The organism is Comamonas sp. (assembly GCF_036666375.1).
Lineage (GTDB): Bacteria > Pseudomonadota > Gammaproteobacteria > Burkholderiales > Burkholderiaceae_C > Comamonas.
Window position 1 is genome coordinate 52911 of sequence record NZ_JAVWWA010000008.1, and the last position, 15252, is coordinate 68162.

A 15252-nucleotide genomic window follows, 5' to 3' on the forward strand; every position below is an offset into this window, starting at 1 on the left:
CCCATGCAGACCCTCGATGCGCTCGAAGCCTGGCTCGAGACCCACCTCCCGGAAGTGGCCGAAGACTTGAACCCCGGGGCCACGGCCGCCGCGCTGGAACAATTCGCCAGCGCGCTGGGCCTGCGCCTGCGCGCCGATTTCCTGCAGCTCTACCGCTGGCATGATGGCCAGCAGATGGCGATCAACACCGGCCCCTGGTACGGCCTGAGCTTTCTGCCGCTGGCGCGCGTGCAAAGGATGTGCAGGGCACCTATGGCCAGGTGATCAGCTTCGGCCGCGACGAAGAGCGCAAGATTGCCGTGGCGCCTAGCATCCATGCGTTTGTCGGCTGGATGCTGGCCGAACTCGCTGCGGGAAACTTCCACTTCCAGCAGGAGGACGATGGCGGCCGCAGCTTCAACACCCTGCGGCCGCAGAAATTCCACTTCCTCGATGCGCTGGCCGCGCTCTTTCACTAGCGCTGAGCCTACGGCACGCTGCGCGCTTACTCGATGGCGATCTTCGCGTCCTGGATGATCTTGCGATAGCGCTCGATCTCGGCGCCGGTGAAGCGTGCGAACTCCTCGCGCGCGCCGCCGTTGACGATCGCGCCGTAGTCGTTGAGGCGCTTCTTCACTTCGGCATCCTGCAGCACGGCGTTGAGCTCCTTGTTGAGCCGGTCGGCGACATTCGCCGGCGTCTTGGCGGGCGCATAGAAGCCGTACCAGGCCGCGGCCTGCACGCCCTTGTAGCCCAGTTCCTCGAACGTCTTCACATCGGCCAGCGCAGGAACGCGCTGGCTCGAAGCCACGGCCAGGGCCTTGAGCTTCTGCCCCTTGATATGGCCCACGGAGCCGGTGTCGAACATCAGCCCGATATGGCCGGCCATCAGGTCGGCTGCCGCCGGGCCCGAGCCCTTGTAGGGCACATGCATCAGGTTGCTGCCCGTGACCTTGGTGAAGATCGCGGCCGCGATATGCTGCGACGAGCCATTGCCGCCCGAGCCATAGGAGATCTTGCCGGGCTCGGCCTTGGCGGCCTTCACCAGCTCGTCGACGGAGTTGAACCTGGAGTGGGCCGGAACCACCAGCACGTTGGGCACCGTGGCCACCAGCATGATGGGCGTGAAATCCTTGACGGGATCGAAAGGCAGATCCTTGTACAGGCTGGGATTGATGGCGTTGGTGCTGCTGGTGCCCATCAGCAGCGTGTGGCCGTCGGCCGCTTCGCGGATGAATGCCGCGGTGCCGATATTGCCGCCCGCGCCCGCCTTGTTCTCCACGATCACCGGCTGGCCCAGGCGCTCGCCGAGCTTCTGGCCCAGCACGCGCGCGATCACATCGGTCGCGCCTCCCGGCGCCCATGGCACGACGATCTTGATCGGCTTGGTGGGGAAGTTCTGTGCCTGCGCCAGGCCATGGGCGCCCAGCGCCAGCGCGGCGGCCAGCGCCAGCGGTTTGAATTGCTTGATCATTGTCTTGTCTCCCTTGTTTTTGTTCAGACCAGCTGGTTCTTTTCGAGCGTGTCGAAAAGCCACTTCTGGTACAGCTGCCCGTTGCTGATTTCTTCCTTGATGCCGCGCTCCTTCTGCGCCGTGGCCAGCGCCTTGGCAATCAGCTCCTGCGCCAAGTCGGGAGCGAAAGTCACCACCCCGTCTTCGTCGCCCACCACCCAGTCGCCGGGGTTGACGACCTGGCCGCAGACGTTGACGGCCACGTTGATCTGCCCCGGACCGAGCTTGTAGGGTCCCTTGTGGTTGATCGTCCTCGCATAGCAGGGAAAGCCGGCGTCGAGGAACGCCGCGCAGTCACGCACCGCGCCGTCGATGACGAAACCCTGGAAGCCGCGCTGAATCGCGTAGAGCATGATCAGCTCGCCGACCAGCGCGTTCGATGTTTCGCCATGGCCGTCGATCACCAGCACATCGCCGGGCTGTCCCAGCGTCAGCGCCTTGTAGATCCACAGGTTGTCGCCGGGCCGGACTTTCACCGTCAATGCGCGCCCGATCAGCTTCTTGCTGCCGTGGTAGCGCTGCAGTCCGGCAATGCCTTGCAGCCGATCGAGGTTGTCGCTCAGATGGGAGGTGGGAATCCGCGCCAGCGCTTCCAAAATTTCCGTATCAGTCATGTTCAGCCCCGTTGTCTCGAGCGCCGAATCTACCCACGGAACGGAATAATAAAAAGTGATATTTAATCCGCAAGTACAACAACCAAAAGCTATGGATGGGGAGACCTGCGTTGTTCACCTTCAAACAGATCGAAGCGGTCTACTGGATCGCGAAAACCGGCAGCTTCGTCAACGCCGCCGAGCAGCTGCACACCACGCAGGCCGGCATCTCCAAGCGCATCAAGGAGATCGAACAGATCGTCGGCGAGAGCCTGTTCGACCGCAGCGGGCGCAAGGTGCGCCTGACCGCCAAGGGATCGATGCTCGCGCAGGGCGCGCAAGCCCTGCTGCGCCAGCGCCAGGCGCTCATGGACGAACTGGTCGACCCCAAACACATCAACCGCGTGATCAATATCGGCGTGACCGAACTGGTCTCATCGACCTGGCTCTCACAGTACCTGATCGCGCTGCATGCGCAGTTTCCGCAGCTCTCCATCAGGCCGCATGTGGATTTTTCCCATGACCTGCTGGCCAAGGCCGACGCGCAGCTGCTCGATCTGATCGTGATCCCGCGGTTTGCGCAGCAGCCGGGATTTGTGCGCTGCGAGCTCGGGCAGGCGCAATTCGAATGGCTAGCGAGCCCCGCAGTCAAAGCGCAGCTCGCACGCCGCGGCGCCGACGCGCCCTGGGATACGCCGCTGCTGATGCAGGGCAACGGCTCGGGCCTGGGTTTCATCACCGAGCGATATCTGGCGGGCAGCACGCATCTGGGCCACCACCAGGTGCTGCGCACCAACAGCCTGCTGCCGCTGGTCGGAATGACGCTCGCGGGCCAGGGCGTGAGCTTTCTGCCCACGGGCTACCTGCGGCGCGAAATCGAAGCCGCTCGCCTGGTACCGGTGGATACCGGCCTGCGCAACGATCCCGTGATCTACGACATCCTGTACCGCCAGGAACTGCAGAGCGAACTTTTCAGGCAACTCGCGCATTCGGCCCAGGCATGCTGTGACTTCAGCACCAGTTTTCTGACCTGATGCGCCCTGGAATGCAGTGAAACTAACGGTTTTCAAGTATGGCGCTGCGGCCTGTCCTCGCGCTACAGTACGCGGTAATTTCCTCGCGCTTTCAGCCCTCCCAAACCATGTCCAAGAACGCGCTGCCGGCCACGCAAATACTTCCCAGCCCTGTGCTGCTGGTGGAAGACGAGTTCCCCATTCAGGAACGCCTGCTCAAGATCATGCGCGATCTGGGCTATACCACCGAAGTCATTCGTGTTGCCGGCACGCTCGCGGATGCCCGCCGGCTCGCGGCAGCGCAGCGTTTCGCGCTGGCCCTGGTCGATCTGGGCCTGCCCGATGGCAACGGCTGTGATTTCATCGCCGAACTGCGCCAGAGCGACCCGTCTCTGAGCATTCTCGTGATCTCCGCCTGGAGCACGCAGGAAACGATATTGCGCGCGCTGCATGCGGGCGCCACCGGCTACCTGCTCAAGGAACGCGACGACCTGGAAGTGATGCTGTCGATACGCAGCGTGCTGCGCGGCGGCGCACCCATCGATCCCTTCATAGCCCGGCATATCCTGGCCGAGCTGCCGCAGGCAAAAGAAGAGAGCGCAGACACCGGGCCCGCGCGCGTCGTGCCCCCCAGCGTACTGACAGCACGCGAAGCACAAATCCTGGCGCTGGTCGCCGACGGCAAGTCCAATCGGGATATCGCGGAACACCTGCAGATCTCGCGCTACACCGTTGAATGCCATATCACGCACATTTACCGCAAGCTGGAAGTGTCCTCGCGAACCAAGGCCATCAACGAAGGACGCCTGCGCGGCCTGCTCAAATAGCGGCCCGTCTGCCGAACCGCGCCTAAAGCCGGTTCATTCGCACCCTGGCAGCGGGCGCCGGCGCGTCTTGGTGCCTTCACCGACTGAACATTCGATCTACGCTGCGGCGGGAAAAAGACAAGCTCGGGGATACCCTCAGATCCTCGCGCCTGGGGTTATGGCGACCTTGACGCAACGAGTATCTTGCGTTGTTCGTCGACGAGAAGTCAAATGGAAGGGAATTACAGAACTTCTATTTATCTTCGTTACACCGTTGAATGTCATATCACGCGCATTTATCGACCCCTGAAATTTTTGTCGCGCTCTCGAACCATCCACGCAGCGTGTTTGCACGGCCTCCCCCCCGGCCGGCAAGGCAATCCGCACTGCGCTCGCTGCTGCTCACCATAGCGCTGCTGGCATGCAGTCTGCTCCAATCCGCCTGGGCTCAGACCTGCATGCCCACCATTGGGGCGGTGCACGCCGCCAAGGAACTGCCCGGAGCATCCGCGCGCCCCACTGAGGGCTGGGAGCCGGTGACGCTGCCCGACACCTGGACCCTGCGCTGGCCCGACTACAGCGGCACGGTCTGGTACCGCATCATGCTGCGCGAAGACTGCGGCGCCACGGGCGCGCGCGACGAGCCCGTGGCGCTGATCACCGAATCGATCAACATGGCCGGTGAAATCTTTTTGAACGACACCTTGCTGTGGCGCGATGCCAGCCTGCAGGAGCCGTTGTCGAGAAGCTGGAACATTCCCCGGTACTGGATCCTGCCCGAATCGGCACTGCGGCCTTCCGACAACGCGATATGGATCCGTATCCAGGGTCGGGCCGTCGTCAAGCCAGGCCTGGGCATGGTCATGACAGGTCCCGCCGCGCCGATGCTCGCGTATTTCGAAAAGATCAACTGGTCACACCGCACGGTCTATGTGATCAACATCATTGCGTCCTTGTGCATCGCGGGCTTGTTTGCCGGCATCTGGATTCTCTACCGCAGGCAATCCGTGCATGGCTGGTTCTCGCTGCTGAACTTCGCATGGGTCGTGTTTTTTTACAACATCGTGGCCACCGATCCCTGGCCATTTGGCGATACCGTGGGCGTGGCGCGGGCCAACACCATCGCATTCATGGCGTTCTGCGCGTTCTATTGCATATTCAGCTACCAGTTTCAGGAACGTACCCAGCCACGCTGGCAGAAACGCGCACTGATCGCGCTGACGCTGGGCATGTCGCTGCTGGTGGCGCTGGTACCGGAAAGGCATCTGGCGGCCACCACGCAGCTGGCCTGGGATACACACATATTGGTTTTTGTCTGGGCGTGTTGCGCCCCGCTGATCCATGCCTGGCGCAGCCGCAAGCGAGAAGATGCGTTCTATTGCTTGGTGGGCCTGGGGTTCGTGTTCATCGCACTGCACGATATGTACACCTTCAACCTCGGGGCATCAGACGCCCTCATGCTGACGCCTTACGCCAACCTGCTCACGATGATCGTGATCGCCGGCGTGCTGAGTTCGCGCATCGCGGCCAGCATGCGCCGCACCGAACGCTTCAATGTGGAACTCACGGCCGCGGTCGAGAAGGCCTGCCTAGAACTCGAAACCACGATGGGCAAGGAACACCAGCTCGCGCTGTCGAATTCGCGCCTGCAGGAACGGCTGCAGTTCATTCACGATCTGCACGACGGCTTCGGCAGTGCGCTGGTGCGGGCCATCGTCCAGGCCGAGCACAGCGCAGATGCCCAGGGCCATGCCGAAGCGGCGCGGCATGTCTCCACGCTCAAGTCGCTGCGCGATGATCTGCGCAATGTGATGGACGGCGGGCGCACCGCCACCGCAGACACGCCCGCGACACCGGCCGAGTGGATGGCACGAACGCGCCACCGCTTTTCCACGCTGTTCGATGAACTCGACGTGACCAGCCACTGGTCATGCCTGCCAGAATGGCCCGAGCCGCCCAGCGTCGCGGTCTGCCTGGAACTCACGCGCCTGCTCGAGGAAGCGCTGTCCAACGTGCTCAAGCACAGCGCGGCAACCGAAGTCGACATCAAGCTGGAGGCGGACGCGCACGGCGCGCTGACGCTGGAAGTGCGCGACAACGGCGTGGGCTTCGACATCGCCACCGTGAGCCACGAGGCCAGCGGCATAGGCCTGTCCTCCATGCAGGCCCGCATCGCCCGACTGGGCGGCCAGTTGCACCTCGAGTCCCGGGCTGGCCGCAGCGTGGTGCGTGCCAGCCTGGGCCGCGAGCCCGCGTTACGCGCCGAGTAGCATGGCCGGCTTCAGCCCTCTTTTTCCCGCGCCGCTTCGCGCAGGAAGTTGACGAAAGCCTGGGTGCGCGGGCTGCGGCCCTTGCGCGTGGGCACCAGCACCATCACGGGCGCCGCACCGAAAGTCCAATCGTGCATCACGCGCTCCAGCCGCCCGGCCGCCACGGCGGCCGCGGCGTCCCATTCGGAGCGCAGCACCAGGCCCATGCCGTCTTCGGCCCACTGCCGCGCGACGCTGCCGTCGTTGGTCACGAACGCCGGATGCACGCGCAGCGTCTCGCCTTTGCGCCCGCTTTCGGCCGGGCGCATATGCCACAGCGTCACGTCCTCGTCGTTCTCGCGTATGCAGATGCAGGAGTGGTAGGCCAGGTCCTGCGGACTGCGCGGCCTGCCATGTTCGCGCAGGTATGCGGGGCTGGCGCAGAGCCAGCGCTCGTTGGTCGCCAGCGGGTGCGCGACCCACGATGAGTCGCGCACCGTGCCCACATGCACCACGACATCGGCGTCGTGCCGGTCGGGCCAGGGCGTCTCGCGCAGATCGAGCTGCAGGCGCAGGCTCGGGTGCAGGCGCGAGAACCGCGCGAGCAGCGGAGCGACATGGGTGCGGCCGTAGCCGAAAGGCGCGGAGACTCTGAGCGTTCCGGTCAGCTGCTGGTCGTCGCGTTGCAGCGATTCGCGCAGGCCGTCGAGCTTTTGCAGCAGTTCGTAGGCCTCGCGGCCCAAGCGTTCGCCTTCGGAAGTCAGCTGCAGCTTGCGCGCCGTGCGGTTGGCCAGCACCAGCCCCAGCGCGGCCTCGAGCTTGCGCAGGCGCATCGACAGGGCCGGGGGCGTGACGCCCAGCGAGCGCGCGGCGGCGCTCAGGGAACGCTCGCGCAGCAGCGCTGCAGCAAGGCGAAGATCGTCGATCTGCATATTCAGCTGTGCTTAACGATTGATGATGAAAGAGTGAAAACCAGAGACCAGGATCGAAGCCTACAGTAGATCCATGCAGAACACCTCATCCCCCTCCTTTGCCGCTGGCGACCGCTATCCGCGCGCCGTGCTGTTCGACCTGCTCACGGCCTTGCTGGATTCCTGGAGCGTATGGAACGCCGCCGCGGGCTCCGAGCCCGCGGGGCGCACCTGGCGCGCGGAATACCTGCGCCTGACCTATGGCTGCGGCGCCTACGTTCCCTACGAAGAACTGGTGCGTCAGGCGGCGGCCAATGTGGGCCTGCCCGCCAGCGCGCCCCAGGCCCTCGAAGACCAGTGGGACGGCTTGCCCGTCTGGAGCGGCGCCCGGGAACTGCTGCAGGCGCTCAAGCCGCATTGCAAGCTGGCCGTGGTGACCAACTGCTCGCGCGACCTGGGCGAGCGCGCCGCGCAGCGACTGGGCATCGCCTGGGATGCAGTCATCACGTCCGAGGAAGCGGGCTTCTACAAGCCCGATCCCCGGCCCTACCAGCTGGCCTTGCAGCGGCTGGAAGTGAACGCCGCCGACGCGGCCTTTGTAGCCGGCTCGGGCTACGACATGTTCGGCACGGCCAGCGTCGGCCTGCGCACCTACTGGCACAACCGCGTGGGCCTGGCCAGGCCCCAGGGTGCGCCCCTGGCCGACATCGAATCCCCCACGCTGGAGAGCGCGCTGCCCTGGCTGCGGACTTTCCAGGCCTGAGCAATCCACCGAGGAGTCCACCATGAACGACCGCATCCGGCGCGCGGCCCTGCTTGCCGCGGCCTCCAGCCTGAGCCTGCTGGCCGCGCCCGCGAGCTGGGCCCAGCCCGCCTTTCCCGCGCGTCCCGTGACGCTGATCGTGCCGTTTCCGGCCGGCGGCCCGAGCGACGCGCTGGCGCGCTCGGTGGCCCACAAGATGGCCGAGCATCTGGGCCAATCGATCGTCATCGAGAACCTGGGCGGCGCCAACGGCGTGATCGGCCTCACCAAGGCCATCAAGGCCAGCCCCGACGGCTACACCATTGCCTTTGGCGGCATAGGCACGCATGTGGCCAACGTCGCGCTCTACAAGAAACTGGCTTACGACCCCGTCGCGGACTTCGTTCCCATAGGCCCGGCGGGCGCCTCGCCGATGGTGCTGCTGGCGCGCGCCGACCTGCCTGCGGCCAACCTGGGCGAGTTCGTCGCCTGGGCCGCGCAGAACAAAGCCAAGGCGTCCTACGGGAGCGCGGGCGTGGGCTCCATTTCGCACTATGGCTGCGTGCTGCTGCTGTCGGCGCTGGGCCGGAACGTCACGCACATCCCATACAAAGGCGTGGCGCCCGCAATGAACGACCTGATGGGCGGCCAGACCGACTTCATGTGCGACCAGACGACGACGGCCTTGCCGCAGCTCGCGGGCGGGCGCATCAAGCCCATCGCGGTGCTGTCGAATGCCCGCCTGGCGCAACTGCCCAACGTCGCCACGGCGGCACAAGCCGGCTACGCGCTCGACATCCGCTCCTGGAACGCATTCTTCGCGCCGCGCGCCACGCCCCAGCCCGTCGTGGCGAAGTTGACCGCGGCGCTGCAGCACGCGGTCGCCGACGCCGCGCTGCGCAAGCAGATGGCAGCCCTGGGCGTGGATCTGCCGCGGCCGCAGCAAGCCACCTCCGCGGCGGTGTCGGCACTGATTGCCCGCGGCCTGCGCGAAGACGTTCCGGCCCTCAAGGCCAGAAGCGAATACCTCGACTGAACCCATGACACCCATGCACAACGATCTCACCACCCTCGATACGCCTGCGGCCATCATCTCGCTGGAAAAGATGCAGCGCAACATCGCGCGCATGCAGCAGCGCGCCAACGCGCTGGGCGTGCGCTTTCGCCCCCATGTCAAGACCACCAAATGCGCCGAAGTCGCGGCCGCGCAGCGCGCCGCCGGCGCCAGCGGCATCACCGTCTCCACGCTCAAGGAAGCCGAACAGTTCTTCGCCCAGGGCGAGACCGACATCCTCTACGCCGTAGGCATGGCGCCCCACCGGCTCGCGCAGGCACTGGATCTGCGCGCGCGCGGCTGCGGGCTGCAGATCATGACCGACAGCGTCGCGGGCGCCCAGGCCATCGCCGACTTCGGCAGGCAGCATGCGCATGCGTTCGAGGTGCTCATCGAAATCGATACCGACGGCCACCGCTCGGGAATCAAGCCGGATGAGGACGCGCTGCTGGACGTCGGCCGGGTACTGCATCGCGGCGGAATGCATCTCGCGGGCGTGCTCACGCATGCTGGATCGAGCTATGAACTCGACACGCCAGCCGCGATTGCGCAGCTGGCCGAGCAGGAGCGCGCGGGCTGCGTGCGCGCCGCCCAGCGCCTGCGCGCGGCCGGCCTGCCCTGCGAGATCGTCTCGGTGGGCTCCACGCCCACGGCGCTCGAAGCCGCATCGCTGGAAGGCGTGACGGAGCTGCGCGCCGGCGTCTATGTGCTCTTCGATCTGGTGATGCGCAACGTGGGCGTCTGCCGCGAAGAGGACATCGCGCTGAGCGTGCTGACCACGGTGATAGGCCACCAGGCCGACAAGGGCTGGGCGATTGTCGACGCCGGCTGGATGGCCATGAGCCGCGACCGCGGCACCTCGAAACAGCAGCGCGACTACGGCTACGGCCAGGTCTGCACACTCGACGGCCAGCCGCTCGCAGGCTATCTGCTGTCGGGCGCGAACCAGGAGCACGGCATCCTGTCGGCGCAAGGCGCGCCGGACACGGACATCGTCAACCGCTTTCCCATGGGAACGCGGCTGCGCGTGCTGCCCAACCATGCCTGCGCGACCGGCGCGCAGTTTCCTCAATACCACGCGCTGGCCGAAGACGGCACGCTGCGCACCTGGGAGCGCTTCCATGGCTGGTGAAATAGATCTGGCGGCGCCGGTCTACGTCCAGGCCCCAATGCTCGCCCCACCCGGCGGCCACTACAGCCATGCGTGCAGCGGCGCGGGCCTGGTGTTCATCGCCGGGCAGCTGCCGATCACGCCGCAGGGCGAGCGCCTGGTGAACGCCGCGTTCGAAATCCAGGCCGCGCAGGTGCTGGAGAACGTCAAACAGGCCTTGCATGCCGCGGGCAGCGGCGTCGAGCGGCTGCTGCAGGTGCGCGTCTATGTGGACGACATCGCGAACTGGCCGGCTTTCGACGCGCTGTACCGCGAGTGGGCCGGCGCCTCACGCCCGGCCCGCGCGGTCGTGCCCACGGGGCCGTTGCACTTCGGCTTTCTGGTCGAGATGGAAGCCGTCGCGCTCGCCTGAGGACTTACTCCACCGTCACCGACTTCGCGAGATTGCGCGGCTTGTCGACGTCGGTGCCGCGCGCGCAGGCAGTGTGATAGGCCAGCAGCTGCAGCGGCACGACATGCAGGATGGGGCTCAGCGCGCCGTAGTTCTCGGGCATGCGGATCACATGCATGCCTTCGGCGCTGGCGATATGCGTGTCGGCGTCGGCGAGCACGTACAGCACGCCGCCGCGCGCGCGCACTTCCTGCATGTTGCTCTTGAGCTTTTCGAGCAGCGCATCGTTGGGCGCGACCGTCACCACGGGCATGGCGCTGGTCACCAGCGCCAGCGGGCCGTGCTTGAGCTCGCCCGCGGGATAGGCTTCGGCATGGATGTAGCTGATTTCCTTGAGCTTGAGCGCGCCTTCGAGCGCTATCGGGTAGTGGATGCCACGCCCCAGGAACAGCGCATTCTCGCGCTGCGCGAACTCCTCGGCCCAGCTGATCAGCTGCGGCTCCAGCGCCAGCACCGCCTGCAGCGCCACGGGCAGGTGGCGCATGGCGGTGAGGTAGCGCGCTTCGTCTTCCTCGGTCAGGCGCCCCTTGCTTTGCGCCAGCGCCAGCGTCAGCAGGAACAGGCCCGCGAGCTGCGTGGTGAAGGCCTTGGTCGAGGCCACGCCGATTTCGACGCCGGCGCGCGTGATGTAGGCCAGCTCGCATTCGCGCACCATCGCGCTGGTCGCGACATTGCAGATCGTCAGCGTGTGCTGCATGCCCAGGCTTTGCGCATGGCGCAGCGCGGCCAGCGTGTCGGCGGTCTCGCCCGACTGGCTGATGGTCACGACCAGGGTGCGCGGATTGGGCACGCTGGTGCGGTAGCGGTATTCGCTGGCGACTTCGACCTGGCAGGGAATGCCCGCAATGCCTTCGAGCCAGTACTTGGCCGCGCAACCGCTGTAGTAGCTGGTGCCGCAGGCCAGGATCAGCACATTGTCGACTTCCTTGAACACGCGCCAGGCCGCGGCGCCGGTCTTGCCGTGCACGCAGGCGCCGTCAAACAGCTCGGGAACGATGCCCAGCACGCCGTCTATGGTGTCGGCGATCGCGCGCGGCTGCTCGAAGATTTCCTTTTGCATGTAGTGGCGGTAGGGGCCGAGTTCGGCCGCGCCGCTGTGCGCATGCACGGTGCGCACCGGGCGCTGCTCGGCGCCCAGCGCTTCGCCAGCCTTGTCGAACAGCCAATAGCGGCCGCGCTGCAGGTCGACCATGTCGCCTTCTTCCAGATAGACGATCTGGTCGGTCACGCCGGCCAGCGCCATGGCATCGCTGGCAACGAAATGCTCGCCGCCTTCGCCTACACCCAGGATCAGCGGCGAGCCCGCGCGCGCGCTGACCAGACGCTCGGGCTCGTCCTTGTGCATCACGGCCAGCGCGTAGGCACCGTGCAGCTGGGCGACCGCCGCCTTGAACGCTTCGAACAGGTCGCCGTTGTAGAGGCTGTCGACCAGATGGGCAATGACTTCGGTGTCGGTCTGGCTCACGAACACATAGCCCTTGGCCTGCAGGCTGGTGCGCAGCGCTTCGTAGTTTTCGATGATGCCGTTGTGCACCAGCGCCACGCGCGCCGGCTGGCCCGGCAGCGCCTCGCCCGGGCCGAAGCTGAAATGCGGGTGGGCGTTGCGCACCGCCGGCTCGCCATGGGTCGCCCAGCGGGTGTGGGCGATGCCCGTGAAGCCCTGCAGGTTCTCGGTCTGCACCTGCTCGAGCAGCTCGGCCACGCGCGCCGTGCTGCGCGCGCGCTGCAGGCCGGTGCTGCGCACGCCGGACGCATCCAGCGCATGCACGGCGACGCCGCAGGAGTCATACCCGCGGTACTCGAGCCGTTGCAGGCCCTGCACCAGTACGGGAACGATGTTGCGATGGGAAACGGCGCCGACGATGCCACACATAAGGAATGCTCCTGAAGAAAGACTGGCGATGCTATGCTGACAACCAAGAAATATTCAGTTGATATTCAACAATTTATGAAACTTAATTTCTCGAACTGCCAGTGGAGAAATTAAATTTCATATTCATGCAAACTTCAAAATAAATGATCGACGAAATCGACCTGCAACTGCTGGATTTATTGCAACGGGATGCAAGCCTGAGCAACCAGGCGTTGGCCGAGCGCGTCAACGTGTCGCCGCCCACCTGCCTGCGCCGCGTGCGGCGTCTGCACGAGGACGGCATCATCGAGCGCCAGGTCGCCTTCCTGCAGCCCGAGCGCCTCGCAGCGCTCGCCGGTCACGGCCTCACGGCCTGGGTGGAAGTCACGCTCGACCGCCAGGATGCGCAGGCGCTGGACCGCTTCGAGGCCCGCGCCGTGGCCGAAGATGCCGTGCAGCAATGCTGGCGTGTGTCCCCCGGCCCCGACTTCATGCTCGCCACCTGGACGCGCGACATGCCCGATTACCTGGCTCTGACCCAGAGGCTGTTCACGCAGGACAGCAATGTGCGCAACGTGCGCGCCTTCTTCGCCACCAAGCGCGCCAAGTTCGAGACCAAGATTCCGCTGGCCCCCCTGCGCTGAGCGCGGATTTACCCGGCGGCAGGAGCCGGCCAGTCGACGGTCACGGTGCAGCCCTGGCCGGGCGCGCTGTGCAGCGCAATGTCTGCACCCTGCAGTCGCGCCGCGGTCTGCGCGACCGCCAGCCCCACGCCCGCGCCGTCGAACTCGGACTCGCGGTGCAGGCGCTGGAACAGTCCGAACACCTGGCCCGCGCGCGCGCCGTCGCAGCCCACGCCGTTGTCCTGCACCTGCCAGCGCCAGGCGCCGCCGGGCAGCGCCTGCGCCTGCAGGCTGATGCGCGGCATGGGCTGGCCGCGCGAGAACTTGAATGCATTGTCGAACAGCGCGGCCAGCATGGGGCGCAGCAATTCGGGCGCAGCCTGCAGCGGCACGGGCGCCAATGGCAGCTCCCACTGCACCTGCTCCCCTGCGGGTTCGGCCGCAAGCAGCGCCGCGCGGACTTCGGCGGCCATCTGCGCCAGGTCGACGCTCTGGCGGCGCTGCGGCTCGCGCAGCATTCCCGCGACCTGCAGCACGCCATCGAGCATGCCGCCCATGCGGCGCGCCGCCTGCTCCATCACGCCAAGAAACTGTTCGGCCTCCTGCGCATCCGCGCCTTGCAGGCCCGCCACATGCAGGGTTTCGCGCAGCAGGGGCGTGTACGAAGTGATGTGGCGCAGCGGCGCGCGCAGATCGTGCGACAGCGCGCGCAGCCAATCGTCGTGGCTGGCGCGCAGCGCGGCCAGCTCCTGCTCGCGCTGGGCCAGCAAGGCCAGCGCCTGGGGCAGATCGGTCGCAAGCGCGCTGTCCGCAGAAGCGCTGGGAGCAGGGTCGGGCATCATGGTTTGGGAAGTTTGCTCGGTCGTTTCCAGTTAGCGATATTGGCCTGACGGCCGCGCCCCACACCCAAGGTGCCAGCCGGCACATCCTTGGCGATGGTCGAGCCGCCACCGATGGTCGCGCCCGCGCCTATCGTGACCGGCGCCACCAGCACGCAGTTGCTGCCGATGTGCGCGTCAGCCTCGATCACCGTACGGTGCTTGTTGACGCCATCGTAGTTGGCCGTGATGCTGCCGGCGCCATAGTTGACGCGCTCACCCACCGTCGCATCGCCGAGATAGGCCAGGTGGTTGGCCTTGGCGCCATCGGCCAGCGTGCTGTTCTTGACTTCGACGAAGTTGCCGATATGCACTTCGCGGCCCAGTTGGGCGCCGGGGCGCAGGCGCGCGAACGGGCCGACCAGCGTGCCTTCGCCTACCGTGACGCCCAGCTTTTCGCCGTCGATGTGGGTATAGGGGTGGATCACCGCGCCCGCGCCTATGGTGGCGTTGGCAATGCAGCAATGCGCGCCAATCGACGCACCCGCGCCAATCGTCACCGCGCCGCTGAAGATGCAGCCGACATCGATCTCCACGTCCTGGCCGCAGGTGAGCGCCGCGCGCGCGCCGCTGCGCTGGTCGTCGCGCAGGTCGAAGCGCGCGGGATCGGCCAGGCGCACGCCCTGCTCCATCAATGCATGCGCCTGGCGCAGTTGGTGGGCGCGCTCGAGTTCGGCCAGCTGCACCGGGCTGTTGACGCCCGCGACCTGCAGCGCGTCATCGATGCAATGCGCGACCACGGCCACGCCGTCGGCCACGGCCATCGCCACGATGTCGGTCAGGTAGTACTCGCCCTGGGCATTGTCGTTGGTCAGGCGCGCCAGCCAGGCACTGAGCAGGCGCGCGGGCACGGCCATGATGCCGCTGTAGATTTCGGTGATGCGGCGCTGTTCCTCGCTCGCATCCTTGTGCTCGACGATGGCCTGGACCGCGCCCGCCGGCGTGCGCACGATGCGGCCATAGCCGCTGGGGTCGGGCAGGGTCACGGTCAGCAGCGCGAGCTTGTCGCTGCCTGCGGCGTCGACCAGGGCCTGCAGCGTTGCGGCCTCGGTCAACGGCACGTCGCCCGACAGCACCACGGCGACGCCGTCGTCACGCAGCAGCGGCACCGCCTGCTGTACCGCGTGCCCCGTGCCCAGCTGGGGTTCCTGGCGCACGAAATCGAGCGCAAAGCCCATTGGGCGCGCATAGGCTGCCGCGGAAATCGCGGCTTCCACTTCAGCCGCACCATGACCGGTCACCACCACGGCGCTGCGCGCTCCGAGGTGCGCAGCCTGGTCCAGCACATGCTGCAGCAGCGGCCGGCCCGCGAGGCGTTGCAAAACCTTGGGAAAACGGCTTTTCATGCGCGTGCCTTTGCCCGCGGCCATGATGATGAGGTCCAGTGATACTGTCATTTGATTGCTTGTCGTGATCGTAAGAATGCGCCAGAGGCACAGACATGGTGCCGAATTATCGCGCCCGGTCCTTGCCCGCA

The 15252-nt window shown here is 66.2% G+C and carries 16 protein-coding genes; 10 read left to right on the forward strand and 6 right to left on the reverse strand.

Going from position 1 to position 15252, the window contains the following annotated elements; translation table 11 throughout:
• Both RR928_RS03315 and RR928_RS03320 read left to right on the forward strand, forming a co-directional pair.
• Nucleotides 1-264 (forward strand): SMI1/KNR4 family protein (locus RR928_RS03315; protein WP_332548222.1); only part of this gene is annotated, 264 nt, incomplete at its 5' end.
• Entirely contained in the window at nucleotides 240-458 is a 219-nt protein-coding gene (locus RR928_RS03320; RefSeq protein ID WP_332548223.1) for a hypothetical protein, read from the forward strand. The genes RR928_RS03315 and RR928_RS03320, both read left to right, overlap by 25 nt.
• 26 nt (nucleotides 459-484) lie before the next feature.
• Here RR928_RS03320 and RR928_RS03325 read toward each other — a convergent pair whose 3' ends face one another.
• Both RR928_RS03325 and RR928_RS03330 read right to left on the reverse strand, forming a co-directional pair.
• Nucleotides 485-1453, reverse strand: a complete 969-nt coding sequence (locus RR928_RS03325) for a Bug family tripartite tricarboxylate transporter substrate binding protein (protein WP_332548224.1) — start codon at nucleotides 1451-1453, stop codon at nucleotides 485-487.
• Nucleotides 1454-1476: 23 nt separating this feature from the next.
• Entirely contained in the window at nucleotides 1477-2106 is a 630-nt protein-coding gene (locus RR928_RS03330; RefSeq protein WP_332533877.1) for an RraA family protein, read from the reverse strand.
• 110 nt (nucleotides 2107-2216) lie between these two features.
• On the opposite strand from RR928_RS03330, the gene RR928_RS03335 reads away from it, so the two are divergent.
• The 3 genes from RR928_RS03335 (at nucleotide 2217) to RR928_RS03345 (ending at nucleotide 6174) form a co-directional block, all read left to right on the forward strand.
• On the forward strand, nucleotides 2217-3119 hold the full coding sequence (locus tag RR928_RS03335) for a LysR family transcriptional regulator (protein ID WP_332533876.1): 903 nt from the start codon (nucleotides 2217-2219) through the stop codon (nucleotides 3117-3119).
• Between the two features lie 107 nt (nucleotides 3120-3226).
• Nucleotides 3227-3925 (forward strand): response regulator transcription factor, encoded by a 699-nt coding sequence (locus tag RR928_RS03340; RefSeq protein ID WP_332533875.1) that lies wholly within the window; start codon nucleotides 3227-3229, stop codon nucleotides 3923-3925.
• Nucleotides 3926-4362: 437 nt separating this feature from the next.
• Nucleotides 4363-6174, forward strand: coding sequence for a sensor histidine kinase (locus RR928_RS03345; RefSeq protein WP_332533874.1), 1812 nt, complete (start codon nucleotides 4363-4365; stop codon nucleotides 6172-6174).
• Nucleotides 6175-6185: 11 nt separating this feature from the next.
• On the opposite strand, the gene RR928_RS03350 is transcribed toward RR928_RS03345, so the two are convergent.
• Nucleotides 6186-7085 carry a LysR family transcriptional regulator gene (locus RR928_RS03350; protein WP_332533873.1) on the reverse strand — a complete coding sequence of 300 codons (900 nt, stop codon included), beginning with the start codon at nucleotides 7083-7085 and terminating at the stop codon, nucleotides 6186-6188.
• 73 nt (nucleotides 7086-7158) lie between these two features.
• Here RR928_RS03350 and RR928_RS03355 point away from each other — a divergent pair, with 73 nt between their 5' ends.
• From RR928_RS03355 to RR928_RS03370, 4 genes are read left to right on the forward strand one after another with little or no spacing between them, the layout of a single operon-like run.
• On the forward strand, nucleotides 7159-7827 hold the full coding sequence (locus RR928_RS03355) for an HAD family hydrolase (RefSeq protein ID WP_332548225.1): 669 nt from the start codon (nucleotides 7159-7161) through the stop codon (nucleotides 7825-7827).
• Between the two features lie 22 nt (nucleotides 7828-7849).
• Entirely contained in the window at nucleotides 7850-8842 is a 993-nt protein-coding gene (locus RR928_RS03360; RefSeq protein WP_332533872.1) for a tripartite tricarboxylate transporter substrate-binding protein, read from the forward strand.
• A gap of 13 nt (nucleotides 8843-8855) precedes the next feature.
• The gene (locus tag RR928_RS03365; RefSeq protein ID WP_442881419.1) at nucleotides 8856-9992 is read left to right on the forward strand and encodes an alanine racemase; all 1137 of its coding nucleotides are present in this window, start codon (nucleotides 8856-8858) and stop codon (nucleotides 9990-9992) included.
• Nucleotides 9982-10383 (forward strand): RidA family protein, encoded by a 402-nt coding sequence (locus RR928_RS03370; RefSeq protein WP_332533870.1) that lies wholly within the window; start codon nucleotides 9982-9984, stop codon nucleotides 10381-10383. The genes RR928_RS03365 and RR928_RS03370 overlap by 11 nt, the downstream gene beginning before the upstream one ends.
• 4 nt (nucleotides 10384-10387) lie before the next feature.
• Here RR928_RS03370 and glmS read toward each other — a convergent pair whose 3' ends face one another.
• Nucleotides 10388-12295, reverse strand: coding sequence for a glutamine--fructose-6-phosphate transaminase (isomerizing) (gene glmS / locus RR928_RS03375; RefSeq protein ID WP_332681508.1), 1908 nt, complete (start codon nucleotides 12293-12295; stop codon nucleotides 10388-10390).
• A gap of 143 nt (nucleotides 12296-12438) precedes the next feature.
• On the opposite strand from glmS, the gene RR928_RS03380 reads away from it, so the two are divergent.
• On the forward strand, nucleotides 12439-12918 hold the full coding sequence (locus RR928_RS03380) for an Lrp/AsnC family transcriptional regulator (RefSeq protein ID WP_332533868.1): 480 nt from the start codon (nucleotides 12439-12441) through the stop codon (nucleotides 12916-12918).
• Between the two features lie 8 nt (nucleotides 12919-12926).
• On the opposite strand, the gene RR928_RS03385 is transcribed toward RR928_RS03380, so the two are convergent.
• Both RR928_RS03385 and glmU read right to left on the reverse strand, forming a co-directional pair.
• On the reverse strand, nucleotides 12927-13739 hold the full coding sequence (locus RR928_RS03385) for a sensor histidine kinase (protein ID WP_332681510.1): 813 nt from the start codon (nucleotides 13737-13739) through the stop codon (nucleotides 12927-12929).
• A complete protein-coding gene (glmU, locus tag RR928_RS03390) occupies nucleotides 13736-15172 on the reverse strand; it encodes a bifunctional UDP-N-acetylglucosamine diphosphorylase/glucosamine-1-phosphate N-acetyltransferase GlmU (protein ID WP_332533866.1) in 1437 nt (478 codons plus the stop codon). The genes RR928_RS03385 and glmU overlap by 4 nt, the downstream gene beginning before the upstream one ends.
• Nucleotides 15173-15252 lie beyond the last annotated feature (80 nt).